The sequence below is a fragment of the Bacillus sp. JZ105 genome (genome assembly GCF_053903125.1).
Genome location: NZ_CP096387.1, coordinates 731,364 through 748,017 on the forward strand (window position 1 = coordinate 731,364; position 16,654 = coordinate 748,017).

The following is a 16,654-nucleotide window of genomic DNA, read 5'->3' on the forward strand; positions in this document are numbered from 1 at the left end:
ACAGACGATCTATGTCTGTTCAGCAAATATTTTTTCATTGTACAGCACACTTGGATGAGTGGGATGATGGGCGGAGGAGGCATGGTGATGTATTTTGGCTTGCTCCAGGTCGCCGAGCTGATAATAACAGTAGCAAAGCTGAAGGTGAGGATACCACGTTTTATATTGTGTAAGTGTGAAGGCTGTTTCGTTTTCAGGAGCCTTCAGCGCCTGCTCATACCAAAAGATGGCCGCCTGATGTTTATTTTGTATTTTTAGATGATCCCCGATCCGGCAGCAAAACTCTGGCCGGGGCTGATCATATAAGAAGGAACGTAATAATGAGAATAAGGCCGCTTCCTCGAAGCCAACGGCGTAATAGCAGTCCGCTAAATATTGACATGTGCGAATTTCATCCTCAATCCAGCACTTTTTTGTGTTTAAAAATTCATGATAAAAACGAATTGCCCTGACATGCTGCCCGTTGTCTCTTAATTCATTGGCAAAATAAAAGAGATCACGGGGCGTCATGTCCTCTCCTTTTGCCAGCAAGTCTTCATAAATTCGCAAGTTGCGCCCAGGCTCACCAAGCGTTGTTTTCTTGCGTTTTTGATGTGTGACGGCGATATCTGCTGGAAAGATGTTTCCATATACTTGAAGAAACTCGTGAACGGCCCCGTACCACTGAAAGTTTAAGGAGCGCTTTACAAGGCGATTTCTTCTATATTTAAAATTGACTTGACCGCTTTCATCGAATCCCACATGATAAAACATCGAAACGGCATCCACCGAGGGATCAAGTGTTTTCTTAAGCTGAAGCAGTTTTTGGCGGTCTTCTTCAAGCAGAACATCGTCAGCATCGAGCCATAAAATATACTCTTTCGCTGCATGTGAGAAAGCAAAGTTACGTGCTTTTGCAAAATGCTGCACCCATTCAAAATCCAGTACCTTTGCTGAAAAAGAATGAGCGATCTCCTTCGTTTGATCTGTTGATCCCGTATCAACGATGATCATCTCATCGACAATGTCTTGAACAGAAGAAAGACAGTCCGCCAGCACTTCCTCTTCATTTTTCACAATCATACATAAGCTAATGGTTATCATCTTTAGATCACCTCTTCATAGTGTATCGAGCATCAAAAGGAAACATTCTTTTCAGCAGCGGGTTTTTTAAAACTAGTTTTCTGCTACTGGCTGATTTAAAATAAAGGAAGAATCTATGTAAGGGCTGATAAAATGAGTTTATTGAATGTTGAAGGATTATATAAAACCTATGGCGAGAAAACGCTGTTTGATCATATTTCGTTTCATATAGAACCGAAGGAGCGCATCGGATTGATTGGACCAAATGGTACAGGGAAGTCAACGCTTCTAAAAGTCATCGCGGGACTTGAATCGTTTGAGGAAGGTGATATCACGAAAGCAGGGACACTTGATATCGAATTTCTTGAGCAAGATCCTGAAATGAGCGGAACTGAAACGATTCTTGACTACATTTTTTCTGGAACGGCACCAATGATTCAAACGATGAAGGCGTATGAACAGGCACTCGCCGATTTAGAGCATGACCCGCAAAATGAGGCAAAACAAGAGGCGCTGATGCGCATGCAAAACCGAATGGATCAGGAAGACGCTTGGGATGCGAACCTTTCAGCAAAAACGATTTTGACAAAGCTTGGCGTGAAAGATGTGAGCCGCTCTGTACATGCATTATCAGGCGGACAGAAAAAGCGTGTCGCCATTGCTAAAAATTTAATTCAGCCTGCAGGTTTGCTGATTTTAGATGAGCCAACCAACCACCTTGATAATGCCACCATTGAATGGCTTGAAGGATATTTAAGCCAATATAGCGGTGCTGTCATTCTCGTGACGCACGATCGTTATTTCTTAAACCGGGTGGCCAATCGAATTTATGAGTTAAATCAAGGACAGCTTTATACGTATAAAGGAAATTATGAAGTCTTTTTAGAAAAAAGAGCGGAGCGGGAAGCAGAGGCTCAGGTGAAAGAAACGAAGCGTCAAAACTTGCTTAGACGAGAGCTTGCATGGCTGAGACGAGGAGCAAAAGCAAGAACGACAAAGCAGAAAGCACGTATCGGCAGAGTCGAAGAGCTGAAGGACCAAAAAGGGCCTGATGCGAAGGGAGAGCTTGATTTTGCCATCGGTTCGCACCGCCTAGGAAAACAAGTGATCGAGGCGGAAGACTTATCGATTTCATTTGCTGGCCAGACCCTTGTGGAGCGGTTTACAGATTTAGTCGTGCCGGGTGATCGTATCGGATTGATCGGACCGAATGGAGTCGGCAAAACCACTTTACTGAACTGTTTAGCGGGTAAAATCGAACCGGCCTCAGGACAATTGACCATTGGACAAACCGTTCGTATTGGCTATTACACGCAGGATCACAAGGAAATGAATGATGAGCTGACCATCATTGAGTATATCAAGGAAACAGCTGAGATCGTCAAGACGTCTGATGGCGCCATTGTCACAGCAGAGCAGATGCTGGAGCGCTTCCTTTTCCCAAGATCGATGCAGCGGACGTTTATCCGTAAGCTGTCAGGGGGAGAACGCCGCAGATTGTATTTATTGAAGGTCTTAATGGAAGAACCGAATGTTCTCTTTTTAGATGAGCCGACGAACGACCTTGATACAGAAACCCTCAGTATTTTAGAGGATTATTTAGAGCAGTTCCCTGGCGTCGTCATCACCGTGTCCCATGATCGTTATTTCTTAGACCGAGTGGTTCACCGCCTGCTTGTCTTTGAAGGAAATGGCCGCATTTCACACTTCCAAGGTGCTTACAGCGATTATATGGAACAGGAAAAAGAGCAGAAGCGGACAGAGACAAAGCCTGCTGAAAAACAAGTAGAAGCAGCGCCGAAAAAGAGAAAAAAACTTTCTTATAAAGACCAGCTTGAATGGGAAGGGATTGAAGACCGGATACAGGCATTAGAAGAAAAACATCAGCAGCTCGAAGCCGGCATTGCGGAAGCAGGCAGTGATTTTGGAAAAATTCAAGAGCTGATGGACGAACAAAAAGCCGTTGCGGAAGAACTAGAACAAGCAATGGACCGCTGGACAGAACTGTCGCTTATGATTGAGGAATTAAATGAATAAAAATGTGAAATTAAAAAACCTGTAGAGCGGTCTACAGGTTTTTTTCATAGGAGCATTTGGCATACGCATCATGCTGGTGAATGGATTCCTCATTACGGCACTCGATTTGGTTAAAAATTTAACGTTTACGTTAAGGTTATAAAGGTGTATAATAAAACATGAATTGATGAGCAGGAGGCACTGGTGATGGAATGGATGAAAATTGATCAAGTGGCAAAAAGAAGCGGACTGACAAAACGGACGATTCGTTTCTATGAAGAGATTGGTTTATTATCAGCACCAAAGCGGACAGAGGGCGGAGTCAGACTTTACTCAGAGGACGACATGGAAGAGCTAGAGAAAGTGATGCAGGCAAAAGAGGTACTCGGCTTTTCTTTACAGGAGCTTCAATCGTTTATGGAAATCGGAAAGCAGCTAGAGCTGAATAAAGAAGGCTACTTGCTGTCGCTTGATCCAAAGGAACGATTAGAGAAGCTGTTAGATATCGAGGCGCAGCTGACTGTGCAGCATCAATTGATAACAAAAAAGCTTGAAACCATTCAATCCTTTAAAAAGGATCTTGAAGCGATGAAAGAAAGAGCGGCTCATGCAATTGAGCAATTACAAAAATAAACACCTCTGCGTGTTTATTTTATTTTGTCAACATTTGAAGGAAAGGTTCTGATGGAATGAAGGAAGAAGAAGTTTTGAAACAGCGTACAAGTCTGCTTAGGCAGCCAAAAGCCGTTTGGGCTGTTGCCTTTGCGTGTGTGATTTCGTTTATGGGAATAGGACTCGTCGACCCGATTCTGCCAGCCATTGCATCGCAATTACACGCATCTCCAAGCCAGGTGTCTCTTTTATTTACAAGCTACTTACTTGTGACCGGCTTTGTGATGTTTTTCACCGGCTTTATTTCTAGCCGGATTGGTGCGAAATGGACGTTATTAGTAGGACTCATTTTTATTATTGTTTTTTCTGCTTTAGGAGGTACTTCTTCAACGATTAATGAATTGATTGGCTTTAGAGGCGGATGGGGCATTGGGAATGCTTTATTCATTTCAACTGCACTCTCTGTCATTGTCGGTGTATCTGTTGGAGGAAGTGCGAAGGCCATTATTTTATACGAGGCAGCATTAGGTCTTGGGATATCGGTTGGACCGCTGCTTGGCGGTGAGCTTGGAACAATTTCTTGGCGCGGGCCTTTCTTTGGCGTTGCCATGTTAATGCTCATTGCTCTTTTAGCGATTACCTTCATGCTTCCACCTATGCAAAAGCCGCAGAAAAAAGTGAAATTTTTCGAGGCTGTCGGGGCGTTAAAATATAAAGGACTTTTAACGATGGCATCTGCCGCTTTCTTATACAATTTCGGTTTCTTTGTGCTGTTGGCGTATTCGCCATTTGTGCTCCATCTTGATGAACATGGACTTGGTTATGTCTTTTTTGGTTGGGGGTTATTTTTGGCTGTGACCTCTGTTTTCTCAGCGCCAGTCATTCATCGCAAACTTGGGACATTGACCTCACTTGTGGTTCTGTTTGCTTCTTTTGCTGTGATCTTATTCGGCATGGGGGTATGGACGTCTCATGTTGTGGTCGTGATCTGCGGAATTGTCATTGCCGGGGGAATTCTCGGGATGATCAATACAGTGCTTACGACAGCTGTGATGGGGTCAGCACCGGTTGAACGTTCAATTGCTTCATCCTCTTACAGTGCTGTACGGTTTATTGGGGGCGCGATTGCTCCTTGGATTGCCGGAGTTCTCGCTGAATCGTATACAGCAAGTACACCTTATTATGTCGGGGCTGCTGTTGTTCTTCTAGGCTTGATTATTCTGCTTCTTGGACGTAAGCATTTGGTAAATATCCACGCAGGTCATTAATTAGAAAAAGGCCTTATATCTTTTGAAGATATAAGGCTTTTTTGTCGTTATAATACTTTTGTCGTCCAAGATTCGCAATTCCAAGTTTCGGTTGCCACATCTTGATAAAATTCAGGTTCGTGAGAAATCAATAAGACGCTGCCTTTATATTCTTTTAAGGCGCGTTTTAGTTCTTCTTTTGCATCGACATCTAAATGGTTTGTCGGCTCATCGAGAACAAGTAAGTTGGTTTCTTCGTTGATCAGCTTGCAAAGACGGACCTTTGCTTTTTCTCCTCCGCTTAATACAGACACACGGCTTTCAATATGTTTTGTCGTTAATCCGCATTTTGCAAGAGCGGCTCTGACTTCGTATTGCGTGTAAGAAGGGAAGGTGCTCCATACTTCTTCAATACAAGTATTGCTGTTTTGCTCTTTTACTTCTTGCTCAAAGTAGCCAATATGCAAGAATTCTCCACGTTCCACCTCACCAGAAATAGGTGTGATTTCCCCAAGAAGACTTCGGAGCAGCGTCGTTTTTCCGATACCGTTAGCACCGTACAGCGCAATTTTTTGCCCGCGTTCCATTTTCAAATTCAATGGGCGGGAGAGCGGTTCATCATAACCGATGACCAAATCTTTCGTTTCAAAAATCAGTTTCCCAGACGTACGCGCCGGTTTAAAGTGGAATTCTGGTTTTGGCTTTTCTGCTGCCAGTTCAATCATATCCATCTTATCCAGTTTCTTTTGACGGGACATCGCCATATTTCTTGTGCTGACACGTGCTTTGTTTCTTGCGACAAAATCCTTTAGTTCAGCCACTTCCTGCTGCTGTCTTTTATAGGCTGCTTCAAGCTGCTGCTTCTTAACTTCGTACACTTGTTTAAATTGATCATAATCGCCAACATAGCGCGTGAGCTCTTGATTTTCAACATGATAAATCAAGTTGATGACACTGTTTAAAAACGGAATATCATGTGAAATGAGGATAAACGCATTTTCATACTCCTGTAAATAGCGCTTCAGCCATTCAATATGCTGCTCATCCAAATAGTTGGTCGGCTCATCGAGAAGGAGAATTTCTGGCTTCTCTAACAGCAATTTTGCTAGCAGGACCTTCGTACGCTGACCGCCGCTGAGCTCCGTCACATCACGGTCTAATCCAAGATCCGTTAACCCAAGACCTCTTGCAATCTCCTCGACCTTAGAATCAATGATATAGAAATCATTGTTTGTCAGTGCGTCCTGAATGACGCCAACTTCCTCTAACAGCTTTTCCAGCTCATCAGGATCGGCTTCACCCATTTTGCCATAAATGTCATTCATCGCGGCTTCCATTGAAAATAAATAATGGAATGCATCCTGAAGGACCTCACGGATCGTTCTTCCCTTTTCTAGCACGGTATGCTGATCAAGGTAGCCGACACGGACATTTTTCGCCCATTCGACTTTTCCTGCATCTGGCTCCAGCTTGCCAGTAATAATATTCATAAACGTTGACTTTCCTTCACCGTTGGCGCCGATTAAGCCGACATGCTCGCCTTTTAATAAACGGAAGGACACTTCGTGGAAAATGGCTCTGTCGCCAAAGCCATGACTTAAATCTTTAACAGATAATATCATTTTTTACACCTCAAATAGATTCAAAACGGCTAGTGCCTCTCATGATTATATCGAACTGTCCAGCTCGATAAAAGCATCAAAAGAAAAATTGCGTTTCAAAGCTGATTTTGAGATACTAAAGGATAGATTGAATGAGGATAAAGGAGATCGACATGACGGAAAATTGGGCATTTTTGAAAGAAGCAAAGCCATTTATTCAGGAAAACTTTCAAGCGGCTGGCTTCGAAAAACCAACAGCTATACAAGAAAAAACAGCAGAGTGGATTACGGAGAAGCGTGATGTGATCGCAGAATCGCCAACTGGGACGGGGAAGACACTTGCGTATGTACTGCCGCTTTTAAATAAAATTGATGTCAATATCAAGCATCCGCAAGTCTTAATCTTGGCACCTTCAAGAGAGCTTGTGATGCAAATCTTTGATGTCGTGCAAGAGTTCAAACAAGGATCAGACATCAAAGCGGTTTCCTTGATTGGTGGAGCGAACATCAAGAAGCAGCAAGAAAAACTAAAGAAACATCCGAACATCGTTGTGGCGACACCGGGCCGAGTACAAGAATTAATCAAAATCAAGAAACTGAAAATGCACGAAGTCAAAACGATTGTATTAGACGAAGCAGATCAGCTTCTTGTGCCAGAGCATATGAAAACGATCCAAGGAATCATTAAGTCCACATTAAAAGAAAGACAAATCCTTTGTTTTTCTGCAACGTTGAAAGAAGAAACCGTTCAGCTGATCAAAGAAATGACATCTGAACCAGAAGTATTGAAAATTGCTAGAAGCGAGGAAGAAGCGCAGAAAGTGGGTCACTATTATCTGTTATGTGATCAGCGTGACAAAGTGAAACTGCTGCAAAAGCTATCACGGCTTGAAGACATGCAGGCGCTCGTTTTTGTACGTGACATTACGAACTTAAGCATTTATGCAGAGAAATTAGCGTACCATCATGTCGACCTTGGTGTCCTTCATAGTGAAGCAAAAAAAGCTGAACGTGCTGTGATCTTGAAATCATTTGAACAGCGTGAATTCCCGCTCCTTCTTGCAACAGATATTGCAGCAAGAGGAATCGATATTGATGATCTGCCATATGTGATTCATGCAGATATGCCAAATGAAGAGGGCTACATTCACCGTTCAGGCAGAACCGGACGCGCAGGAAAAGAAGGCGCAGTCATCAGTCTTGTCACACCTCAAGAGCAATCAATGCTGAAAAAAATGGCGAAAAAGCTGAATCTTTCGCTTGAAGAAATTGTGTATAAGCAAGGCCAGCTGCACCTTGCGCCCAAGCAGGCATAAGAAAAGGACCCTCCATTATTGGCAGGGTCCTTTTTTGTTATGAAATTTTGACAAGCTGTTTTCCGACATTTTCCCCTTTGAATAGTCCAAGGAATGCATCAGGAATGTTGTCAAAGCCTTCAATGATTGTTTCTTTATATGTGAGTTTGTCTTCTTTTACCCATTGTGCGAGATCCTTCGCTGCCTCTCCAAAACGATCTGAATAGTTGGCAACGATGAAGCCTTGCATCAATGCGCTTGTTTTGATGAGTTTTGTTTGCACACGCGGTCCGATATCTTCGCTTGCACTAATATTATAAGAAGAAATAGCACCGCACACTGGAATGCGTGCAAAACGGTTCAAATGATTCATCACCGCATCTGAAATCTCGCCGCCTACATTGTCAAAGTACACATCAACGCCGTTAGGACAGGCTTTTGCAATCGCATCATCTAAATCATTTGTTGTTTTATAATTAATCGTTTCATCAAAGCCCAATTCTTTTAAATAAGCGAGTTTATCATCAGATCCGGCAATACCCACGACGTGAGCGCCTTTGATCTTAGCAATTTGTCCTACAACAGAACCAACAGCTCCTGCGGCTCCAGAGATGACAACCGTCTCGCCTTCTTTTGGCTGGCCAATCGCAAGCAGGCCGAAGTAAGCGGTTTGCCCTGGCATGCCCAAAATGCCTAAATAATAGGACAATGGCGCAATGGACGGATCAATTTTAGTCAGAGATTCAGCTTTGGCAGTGGAATATTCTTGCCAGCCAAGGAATCCAAGGACAAAATCACCTTTTTCAAATTGAGGCGATTTCGTCTCAACGACTTCTCCGACGACACCGCCCTGAATCACTTCATTTAGCTTGAACGGAGGTGTATAGGATTTTGTATCCTGCATTCGTCCTCTCATATAAGGATCTACAGAAACATATTTCGTTTGAATCAAGACCTCTCCATCTTGCGGCACAGGTATATCTACTGTTTCAAAATGAAAAACATCTTTTGTAGGTAATCCTTTTGGACGTTTAGCTAATTGAATTTGCTTTTGTTGACTCATGTCAAATCCTCCCTTTCACTTACAGCCTAGATTTACATTAACATGATGCTTCTTTTCGTTCAAAACATACGGTCTTTTCAAAACACACACAAAAAAAAGCAGCCGCCATCTCATCGAAGGGGGCTACTTTTTCTGAAAAGATACAGAGAGGAGCGGCGGGAGACAGCCAAACAGCTGATACACATCCGCATCACGTTCTTTTAACAAATATTCGTTTGCATTTTGCATGGAGGCTTTCATCATATCGCGCGTCACAAAAGGAAAAAGGATATTCAAGTATGAGGACAACAGGTCTTGTGGATCTTGTTCAATTGACTCGATATCTCCAATGTTAATAATGATGGAAAAGAGATAATCAATGGAGATGCGAAAGTGCTGTTCGGCAAACAATGTAAGCGGCTTTGTATTTGCTTCTTCAGGATTCCACTTTTGAAAAAGCTGTTTCACCAAATCACTGACAACCCAAGCATTAAACTGCTGCTCCGCTGAAAAGTAATACATCAGCTCTCCCTCATTTCTAGCCTCCAGTATAAGAATTGTACAACAAATCGACAGGATTGAACATAATAATTCAGAAAATTTAGTCATTTCTACGGGCTTTTTGTCAAAAATAAGTCGATAGACATGGTACGTTCATCAAGCAAATTGGATGTGCTCGTGGAAGGTTTAATGTCAAAAGTGACGGGTAAAAGATTCGTAAGACGTTAAAGGAGGAATATAAAATGAAACCTGTTGTAAGAGAGTATTCAAATGATGAAACACTTCAAAAAGATGTAGAGCAATTAAAGGCACTCGGTGTTGCAAGAGAGGACATTTATGTTCTGTCCCATGACGATGATCGAACTGAGCGTATTGCAAATAATGCAGATGCCAATACGATTGGCTCAAGAGAAGTTGGACTCAAACATGCGGTTGGGAACATCTTTAGTAAAAAGGGTGATGAGCTCCGCAATAAAATTCATGAAATTGGTTTCTCAAAAGAAGAAGCTGAGACATTTGAAGAACATTTAGACGAAGGGAAAGTCCTTCTCTTTGTCACCGATCATGAAAAAGTGAAAAACTGGGCGTAAACGCCAACCGAAAAAGCCTCTTACTTTTGTAAGGGGCTTTTTTTCATGCCTCCATGTCTGAAGGAGAGACATATATCTTTTTTACGATAATAAGTAAATACAGAAGTATGGAATAAATAGTAAACCCTCTAATTGAAAATGCCGTTATACCGAAGAAAAACAGGGGGAAACAGAAAAAAATAGTCAAAATATCACAAAAAACCATTCGGGAAATAATCATTGTATCTTTCTATTTTGATTTAAAATTAAATAAAAAGCTTGTGTAATTTAGTAGATAAATTTCTTAGTTCTAATGGTTTAAGTTGTATTTTTTTGTAGAAATAAGTGTTTTAAGGTCAAAAAACCACGAAAATTACCTGTATTTTCAATTAGAAAATTCATTTTAATGTTTAGGAAATAATTTGTTGACAAAATAAACTAAAAGCAATATATTTGGCTTAATCCAGTCATTATGGAATTAGTTGTTAAATTTCTCGCGGGTTTATTCGGAGCATAATCAAGTAAAGGGGGTGGCATGAAACCAAGGTACAAGCACCTTTAAGAGGAAAATTTGTGAGGAATATGTCTATGAGAAAAGAGCAAATGATCGTTTACTTGAAGAAAAAATGATCGCCATTCTAAACAGTAGATTGATCTTTCTACTAAAAGCACAGTGTAAGAGATTGTCAAAAGACGTTAAATCCTTATAAAAAAGAGAAAGCGGTTTCAATATGAAATGTGAGTTGATCGAACGGTAAAGGAGGTGAACTCATATGAAAAAAAGAGAGAACAAGCTGAGGCGATGCGGCCTTCGAACGGCTGCATATGAGGATGAATGCTGAAAAAGAAGAGTGAACATGTGGGATGCTTCTCTCCTTTTTCAGAAAAAACAGATTTTCCTAAAAAATCCATCTTCCATTTTAACATAAGGTTTTTAGCTTGAAAACCACCTTTGCCCGAAAAGAAGATTGTGAATTGAAGGAGGTTTCATGATGAAAAAGGCTTTGTACCATGAAGACAGTGGATTGTATTTAGAAAAGATGCGCATGGCATTCCGAGAGCATTATGAGCAAAGAACAGATATGTGGTCTACTGATCCATCCTTAACAGACGCAGCAGTGATGTCATTAAAGGCATGGCGTTCAAGGGAAAAGAATGCACTCGCTTCTGTGCTGGATATCGGGTGCGGCAACGGCCGTGCACTAGAACATTTAAGCGGGCTTTCCGCATATGTCGGTATCGACCTGTATGAGCATGAGGAGTGGGAAGGGTTACAGAAAAGAGAAACAGTTCCTGTCCATTTTGTTCATCAAGATTTTATGTCATGGTCCATGGATCAGGGACGCGGGATGCAGTTTGATTTAATTTTAGATCATGGCTGCTTTCATCATCAACATCCTGATGATCATGAACGTTATTTAAAACAGGTCTCTTCTTTACTTCATGAAGGCGGTGTCTTTTCACTTGTTGTCTGGGGAGAACAGTGGAAAACAGGATTAATCGGAGAAGATGGCCGTTTCCATTTTTCATTTTCAGATTCTCAGCTTGGCGAAAAAATTTGTGCAGCAGGTCTTGAGCTTGTATCCATATCACCGTTACAAGCGAAGGCCGGAATAAGCCAGCATCATGTCATTGCCGTCAAAATCTAGTACAAAGGTGAGTGATTCAAACTTAGCAGAGGTGTTCATGGGAAGAAAGAGCGTCTGCCAATCAAGGGCGTTTGCGGCTCTGACAGAAAATAAAGCATATGAACCAAGATTTCTGCTCCTTTGTACTGGAAAAGGACAAGGTCTAAAGCGATGAGAGACACTGCACATCCATTTCCTTCTGCGGGAGCACACAGGCTGAGGGAGTGCGTACACATATTCATCACTCCATCACTGCGCTATGGGAGTCGATTTGGGTGCAGTGATGAATAGGGGGGAGACAAATGAACAAGTTTGTAGATGAATTACAATCAATGATTCATCATTTTACCTTTCAAGAAAAACACTATTTGCTCGTGGGGCCTGTGAATTTACCGATTTCCATTCAACATGAAGAAGTGCCATTTAAGTGGTATGCCTTCGCACCTGTTGAACGGGATACAAAACCAACGATCGAATCTATCGTCCGAATGAGTACCGCGCAGCAAACCTTTTCCTCTTGTCTCTTATTTGGCGACTTTGAAAATGAACGGCCGCCGCTTGTGCGAATCCATAGTGTCTGCCAAACAGGGGATGTGTTTGGGTCACTGAAATGTGATTGTGGTCCACAGCTTGCATTATCACTGAAGAAAATCACCGATTACGGAAAAGGCATGCTTGTGTATATGGCCAATCAAGAAGGTCGGTCCATTGGGCTGATGGCAAAAGCGCTGACGTATAAATTACAGGAGATGCAGCTGGATACTTTTGAAGCCAACCGCTTGATCGGCTGCGGGGATGATGATCGGCATTACGAGGAAGCAGCAGCTGTTTTGCACTATTTAAACAAAGGGAAACCATTGCATTTACTAACGAACAATCCAGATAAAGTCGATTCTATTGCAGCTTACGGTCTTCCTGTTTTGCGGTTTGATCATACGGTCGAAGCCTCTCTCTACAATGAAGCCTATTTAAAGGCAAAAGCAGCCTCAGGGCATATGGTCGATGAGAAGAAATTAATTAATCAATAGACGAGTTTATTGAAAGAAGGCGGGAGAAAAGCGTGAAACCTGATATCAATTGGATTCAAATCCCAAGCGGCTATGCAACGATTGGAAGTAATGAAGAAGATATGAAAAAGGCAGCAGAATTCTGGAAGGACAAGCTGCTCAATCCAACCTACGGACGTGAGAAAAAGTTTCAAAAATGGCTGTACAAAGAATTTCCATCCTATCAGCCGTATATCAACGAATTTTTTATCTCAGATACGGTCGTCAGCAATGAACTGTATCAAAGCTATTGTGATGAAACAGGACAGACATACCCAGAGAGCTTAACGAACGAAGAGCTTGGCGGGGGAAAAGATCATCCAGCTTGGGGCATGGACATTGAGGAAGCCTTCTCGTTCTGTCAGTGGCTGAGCGGGAAACTTGGAATTGATGTTTCAATTCCTACTGAAGAAGAATGGGAGTATGCTGCCCGGGGAAACACGAGAAATCAATACCCGTGGGGAGACGAGTTTGATCCTTCTTACTGCAATACGCACGAATCAAATATTGAAAAAACGACGCCTGTCCGTCATTACGAAAAGGGCCGATCCTTATTTGGTCTTTATGATATGGGAGGAAACGTCGAGGAATGGGTCAACACCAAATATCACGTATATGAAGGCGGCATCGAGGTCGTCGATGATTTAACGGAAACACTCGGAAGTGATTACTATATTTTAAAAGGCGGCTCTTTCGCAAGAGGCGGAGATTTATGCAGAGTCGCAAGAAGACACGGGAAGCACCCAGATCCCGTTTTTCGATTTACTGGTTTTCGTTTAGTGACTCGTCAAAAACAACATATAAAGGTGGGAGTGTAAAACCATGCATAGAGGACCAATTACATCTGTTTTATCAACTCAGCACGACCAAATTGTTTACACTGGCGGCTATGACCGCTGTATTTATCAGTGGAACCGGGCGACGGGAGAAGGAACGTTTATTGGCAGTCACGAGCATATCATTAACTCCATATCTCTTTCTGAAAACGGAAAGTATTTAGCAAGTGCATCGTCAGACTATACCATTCAATTGTATGATACAGCTACAAATACCCGAATCCGCACGTTGTTTGGTCATGCAGATGATGTAGAAGCCGTCGCTTTTGCGAAGCAGGATACTTTACTTGTATCCGTGTCCAGAGATAGAAGATGCCTAGTCTGGGATATCGAAACGGGCGCTATTTTAAGAGAATTTCATGGTCATAGCAAAGATGTATTAGCTGTATGGATACATGGTGATAAAGCTTATACAACAGGTGATGATGGATATGTCCTTGTATGGCTGTATGAGACCGGAGAAATTGTAGGGGAAATCGGCCCGTTTGATTATGAGCTCGATACGATCAGCGGCAGCAATCAAAAAGAAGTTTTCGCACTTGGAAGAGATGATGGCACCGTTATTATTTACGATGCAGCGACTTTACAGGAGAAGAAAATCATCAAAGCCCATTTACAGGGCGTCAAGCGCGTGAATTTTTCTCCAAGCGGCAATTACTTGCTGACAGCAGGCTACGACCATTTAATTAAGCTGTGGAATTATGAAACAGGTGATTTAGTCGATACACTGCTGCCTCATAAATATCAGTGGGAGCGCTCACTTGTCTGGACAGAGGATGAGAAGTCAATACTAGGAGCCAGCTTTGGAAAAACATATTGTGAATGGTCGATCGAAAAGGGCAAAGTCGTATCAGATGAGATCGAAATGGCGACACCATCTATCAATGATATTGCGCTGACTGATGCAGGTGATATTATTACCGCATCAGATGATGGAAAATTCAGGAAAAACGGGATTGAAATTGCCAAATCGACGGGCGTTTTAACAAATGGAGTAGCTGTTGCACGGGATGGAAGCTATTATGCGTGGGGAGACCATGCAAGTCAGGTGCATATTGTTCATGAGTCATTAAAGCAAATGGTTTCGTTTGATCTTAACACAGGTCCGGTCAACAGCGTGTATTTCCACGAGGAGGATCGTCAATTTTATATTGGAACTTACGGCGGTTATGTCCATGTCATTTCGACAGAACACTTAAAGGAAATCGGCCGTTCCAAAGCACACGATTGTGCGGTTAAAGCATTAAAGGTAGAAGGAGATCTTATCATCACAGCAGCAGTTGAAGGAACCATCTGTCTTTTAGATAAAAAGAGTTTATCCTTAAAAGCGGAATACATTGGTGCGACAGAGCTGTTAAATGATGTCTTTATTGATAGTAAACGAGACCGTATCGCCATTGTCAGCCGCGACAAGAATGTGAGATTGTTTGATTTGCATACAGGAAGAATTTTAGACCAGCATAACGAACACCAGTATTCGATTAAATCGGTCACAGTCACAGACTCAGGCTATATTGTAAGCGGTGATTATTGGGGCTATATCGTTGTGTGGAATCCAGAGCTGGATGTCAACACCGGCCCAATTAGAATTGCCCAAAATGGGATTAGTGCCATCAGACAATTAGGCAATGATGTATATGCAAGCTCATATGACGGCGGGATTTATCACGTTCGAGAAGATGGGACGCATACCGAAGTACTACGCTTATTTGAACAATTTCCAAAAGAAGTAATCTCTCATTAAGAAAAAGAATGTAAGCGGGGGATTCTCATGATAAGTGTTTGCAAGGAACATATGAAAAAAGGTCTGTCTGTACTCAATTGTCCGCATGTGCTCCTCATTAATAAATATGAATGCCGCAAATGCTGTTTTTGTAAACAACGAGCATCTTATAAACTTTTTTATTCCTTGCCTTACTATGATCGATCTGAAAAGAAACGGATGGAAAAAATATAGCACATGAGAATAGAACTCCTTCATTCCCTGAAGGAGTTCTTTCCCTTGAAAGAGAAGAAAGGAGACTTACATGAAAGACGATGTTTTTTATATGAAGCTAGCGATTGCCAACGCAAAGGCCATGAAAGGACAAACCTCGCCAAATCCGCTTGTCGGGGCAGTGGTAGTCAAAAAAGGTGAGATCGTTGGAATTGGTGCTCACATGAAGGCGGGCGAGCAGCATGCTGAAATTCATGCGCTGCAAATGGCAGGAGAAAAGGCGAAGGGAGCTCATATGTATGTGACGCTCGAACCTTGTTCGCATCATGGAAAAACAGGTCCTTGCTCAGAAGCCATTATAAAGAGCGGGGTGAAACGTGTGGTCATTGCTACCGGGGACCCAAATCCGCTTGTAGCAGGTAAAGGGGTCACGATGTTAAAACAAGCAGGAATAGAAGTAGAAGAAGGGATATGTAAACGGGAAGCGGACAGCTTAAATCATTCTTTTTTTCATTCGATACAATCAGACCTTCCGTATGTCATATTAAAAACAGCCATTTCGTTAGACGGGAAAATTGCAACAGCTCATCAAGAAAGCAAATGGATTACAGGGACAGAAGCAAGGAAAGAAGTACAGCAATTACGTCAAGAAGCAGATGCTGTGATAACAGGCGTCGAAACCATTATTCAAGATGATGCAGGTCTTATTGTGAAAGATTCAATCGTGACACAGCCCATTCGTGTCATTTTAGATTCCACCTTAAGAATTCCGCTTCATGCGAAATGTTTAAACGATCATATGGCAGAAACCATCATTTGTACCTCAAACAAGTACGATCAAAAAAAATATCATCAACTGATGCAAAAAGGACATCAAGTATTTGTCACAAGCGGAGAAAATCGGACAGATCTTCATGCGGTGTTACGTATGTTGAAAAAGCGTTCTGTGATGTCGGTGCTTGTAGAGGCAGGAGGGAGTGTGAGCGCATCCTTTTTAGAAGCGTCACTTGTAAACGAAGTCATTATTTATATGGCACCATTATTAATTGGAGGGAAAGATGCACCTACTTTCTTTGAAGGAGAAGGTACGAAAACATTAAAAGAAGCCATCCGGCCGGTAGATATGGATTATAGTATGGTAGGAAAAGATTTAAAAATGACGATGAGACTTTAATGAAAGAAAGACCTTGTACATGAAGTGCAAGGTCTTTTGATTATTTTAAAAAAATAAAAGTGTACATACACCATTCCCAAACATGATGA

The 16,654-nt window shown here is 42.1% G+C and carries 14 protein-coding genes; 10 read left to right on the forward strand and 4 right to left on the reverse strand.

Translation table 11 applies throughout. The annotated features are described in order from the left end of the window. Nucleotides 1–9: 9 nt before the first annotated feature. A complete protein-coding gene (locus M1D81_RS03635; RefSeq protein ID WP_456265601.1) occupies nucleotides 10–1,083 on the reverse strand; it encodes a tetratricopeptide repeat-containing glycosyltransferase family 2 protein in 1,074 nt (357 codons plus the stop codon). A 132-nt stretch (nucleotides 1,084–1,215) separates the two neighbouring features. On the opposite strand from M1D81_RS03635, the gene M1D81_RS03640 reads away from it, so the two are divergent. From M1D81_RS03640 to M1D81_RS03650, 3 genes are all read left to right on the forward strand, one after another. After that, a complete protein-coding gene (locus M1D81_RS03640) occupies nucleotides 1,216–3,099 on the forward strand; it encodes an ABC-F family ATP-binding cassette domain-containing protein (protein WP_456265600.1) in 1,884 nt (627 codons plus the stop codon). Between the two features lie 186 nt (nucleotides 3,100–3,285). Next, the gene (locus M1D81_RS03645; RefSeq protein WP_456265599.1) at nucleotides 3,286–3,711 is read left to right on the forward strand and encodes a MerR family transcriptional regulator; all 426 of its coding nucleotides are present in this window, start codon (nucleotides 3,286–3,288) and stop codon (nucleotides 3,709–3,711) included. Between the two features lie 56 nt (nucleotides 3,712–3,767). Next, a complete protein-coding gene (locus tag M1D81_RS03650; RefSeq protein ID WP_456265598.1) occupies nucleotides 3,768–4,958 on the forward strand; it encodes an MFS transporter in 1,191 nt (396 codons plus the stop codon). Nucleotides 4,959–5,005: 47 nt separating this feature from the next. Here the strand turns inward: M1D81_RS03650 and M1D81_RS03655 are convergent, their stop codons facing one another. Continuing rightward, a complete protein-coding gene (locus tag M1D81_RS03655; protein ID WP_024426645.1) occupies nucleotides 5,006–6,559 on the reverse strand; it encodes an ABC-F family ATP-binding cassette domain-containing protein in 1,554 nt (517 codons plus the stop codon). A gap of 152 nt (nucleotides 6,560–6,711) precedes the next feature. Between M1D81_RS03655 and M1D81_RS03660 the strand changes: the two genes are divergently transcribed. Beyond that, nucleotides 6,712–7,854, forward strand: coding sequence for a DEAD/DEAH box helicase (locus tag M1D81_RS03660; RefSeq protein WP_024426644.1), 1,143 nt, complete (start codon nucleotides 6,712–6,714; stop codon nucleotides 7,852–7,854). A 37-nt stretch (nucleotides 7,855–7,891) separates the two neighbouring features. Here M1D81_RS03660 and M1D81_RS03665 read toward each other — a convergent pair whose 3' ends face one another. Beyond that, nucleotides 7,892–8,896, reverse strand: a complete 1,005-nt coding sequence (locus tag M1D81_RS03665; RefSeq protein WP_456265597.1) for an NADP-dependent oxidoreductase — start codon at nucleotides 8,894–8,896, stop codon at nucleotides 7,892–7,894. 123 nt (nucleotides 8,897–9,019) lie between these two features. Further along, entirely contained in the window at nucleotides 9,020–9,397 is a 378-nt protein-coding gene (locus tag M1D81_RS03670) for a YfmB family protein (RefSeq protein ID WP_039177083.1), read from the reverse strand. A 221-nt stretch (nucleotides 9,398–9,618) separates the two neighbouring features. Between M1D81_RS03670 and M1D81_RS03675 the strand changes: the two genes are divergently transcribed. The 6 genes from M1D81_RS03675 (at nucleotide 9,619) to ribD (ending at nucleotide 16,565) form a co-directional block, all read left to right on the forward strand. Continuing rightward, complete coding sequence (locus M1D81_RS03675) at nucleotides 9,619–9,966, forward strand: general stress protein (RefSeq protein WP_034282732.1); 348 nt, start codon at nucleotides 9,619–9,621, stop codon at nucleotides 9,964–9,966. Between the two features lie 971 nt (nucleotides 9,967–10,937). Then, the gene (locus M1D81_RS03680; protein ID WP_456265596.1) at nucleotides 10,938–11,594 is read left to right on the forward strand and encodes a class I SAM-dependent methyltransferase; all 657 of its coding nucleotides are present in this window, start codon (nucleotides 10,938–10,940) and stop codon (nucleotides 11,592–11,594) included. 281 nt (nucleotides 11,595–11,875) lie between these two features. Then, nucleotides 11,876–12,601, forward strand: a complete 726-nt coding sequence (locus M1D81_RS03685) for a GTP cyclohydrolase II (protein WP_456265595.1) — start codon at nucleotides 11,876–11,878, stop codon at nucleotides 12,599–12,601. Nucleotides 12,602–12,633: 32 nt separating this feature from the next. Then, nucleotides 12,634–13,437, forward strand: a complete 804-nt coding sequence (locus M1D81_RS03690) for a formylglycine-generating enzyme family protein (protein WP_061110494.1) — start codon at nucleotides 12,634–12,636, stop codon at nucleotides 13,435–13,437. 4 nt (nucleotides 13,438–13,441) lie between these two features. Then, nucleotides 13,442–15,199, forward strand: a complete 1,758-nt coding sequence (locus M1D81_RS03695) for a WD40 repeat domain-containing protein (RefSeq protein ID WP_456265594.1) — start codon at nucleotides 13,442–13,444, stop codon at nucleotides 15,197–15,199. Nucleotides 15,200–15,482: 283 nt separating this feature from the next. Then, nucleotides 15,483–16,565: a bifunctional diaminohydroxyphosphoribosylaminopyrimidine deaminase/5-amino-6-(5-phosphoribosylamino)uracil reductase RibD gene (gene ribD / locus M1D81_RS03700; RefSeq protein WP_456265593.1), complete on the forward strand. Its 1,083-nt coding sequence runs from the start codon at nucleotides 15,483–15,485 to the stop codon at nucleotides 16,563–16,565. Nucleotides 16,566–16,654 lie beyond the last annotated feature (89 nt).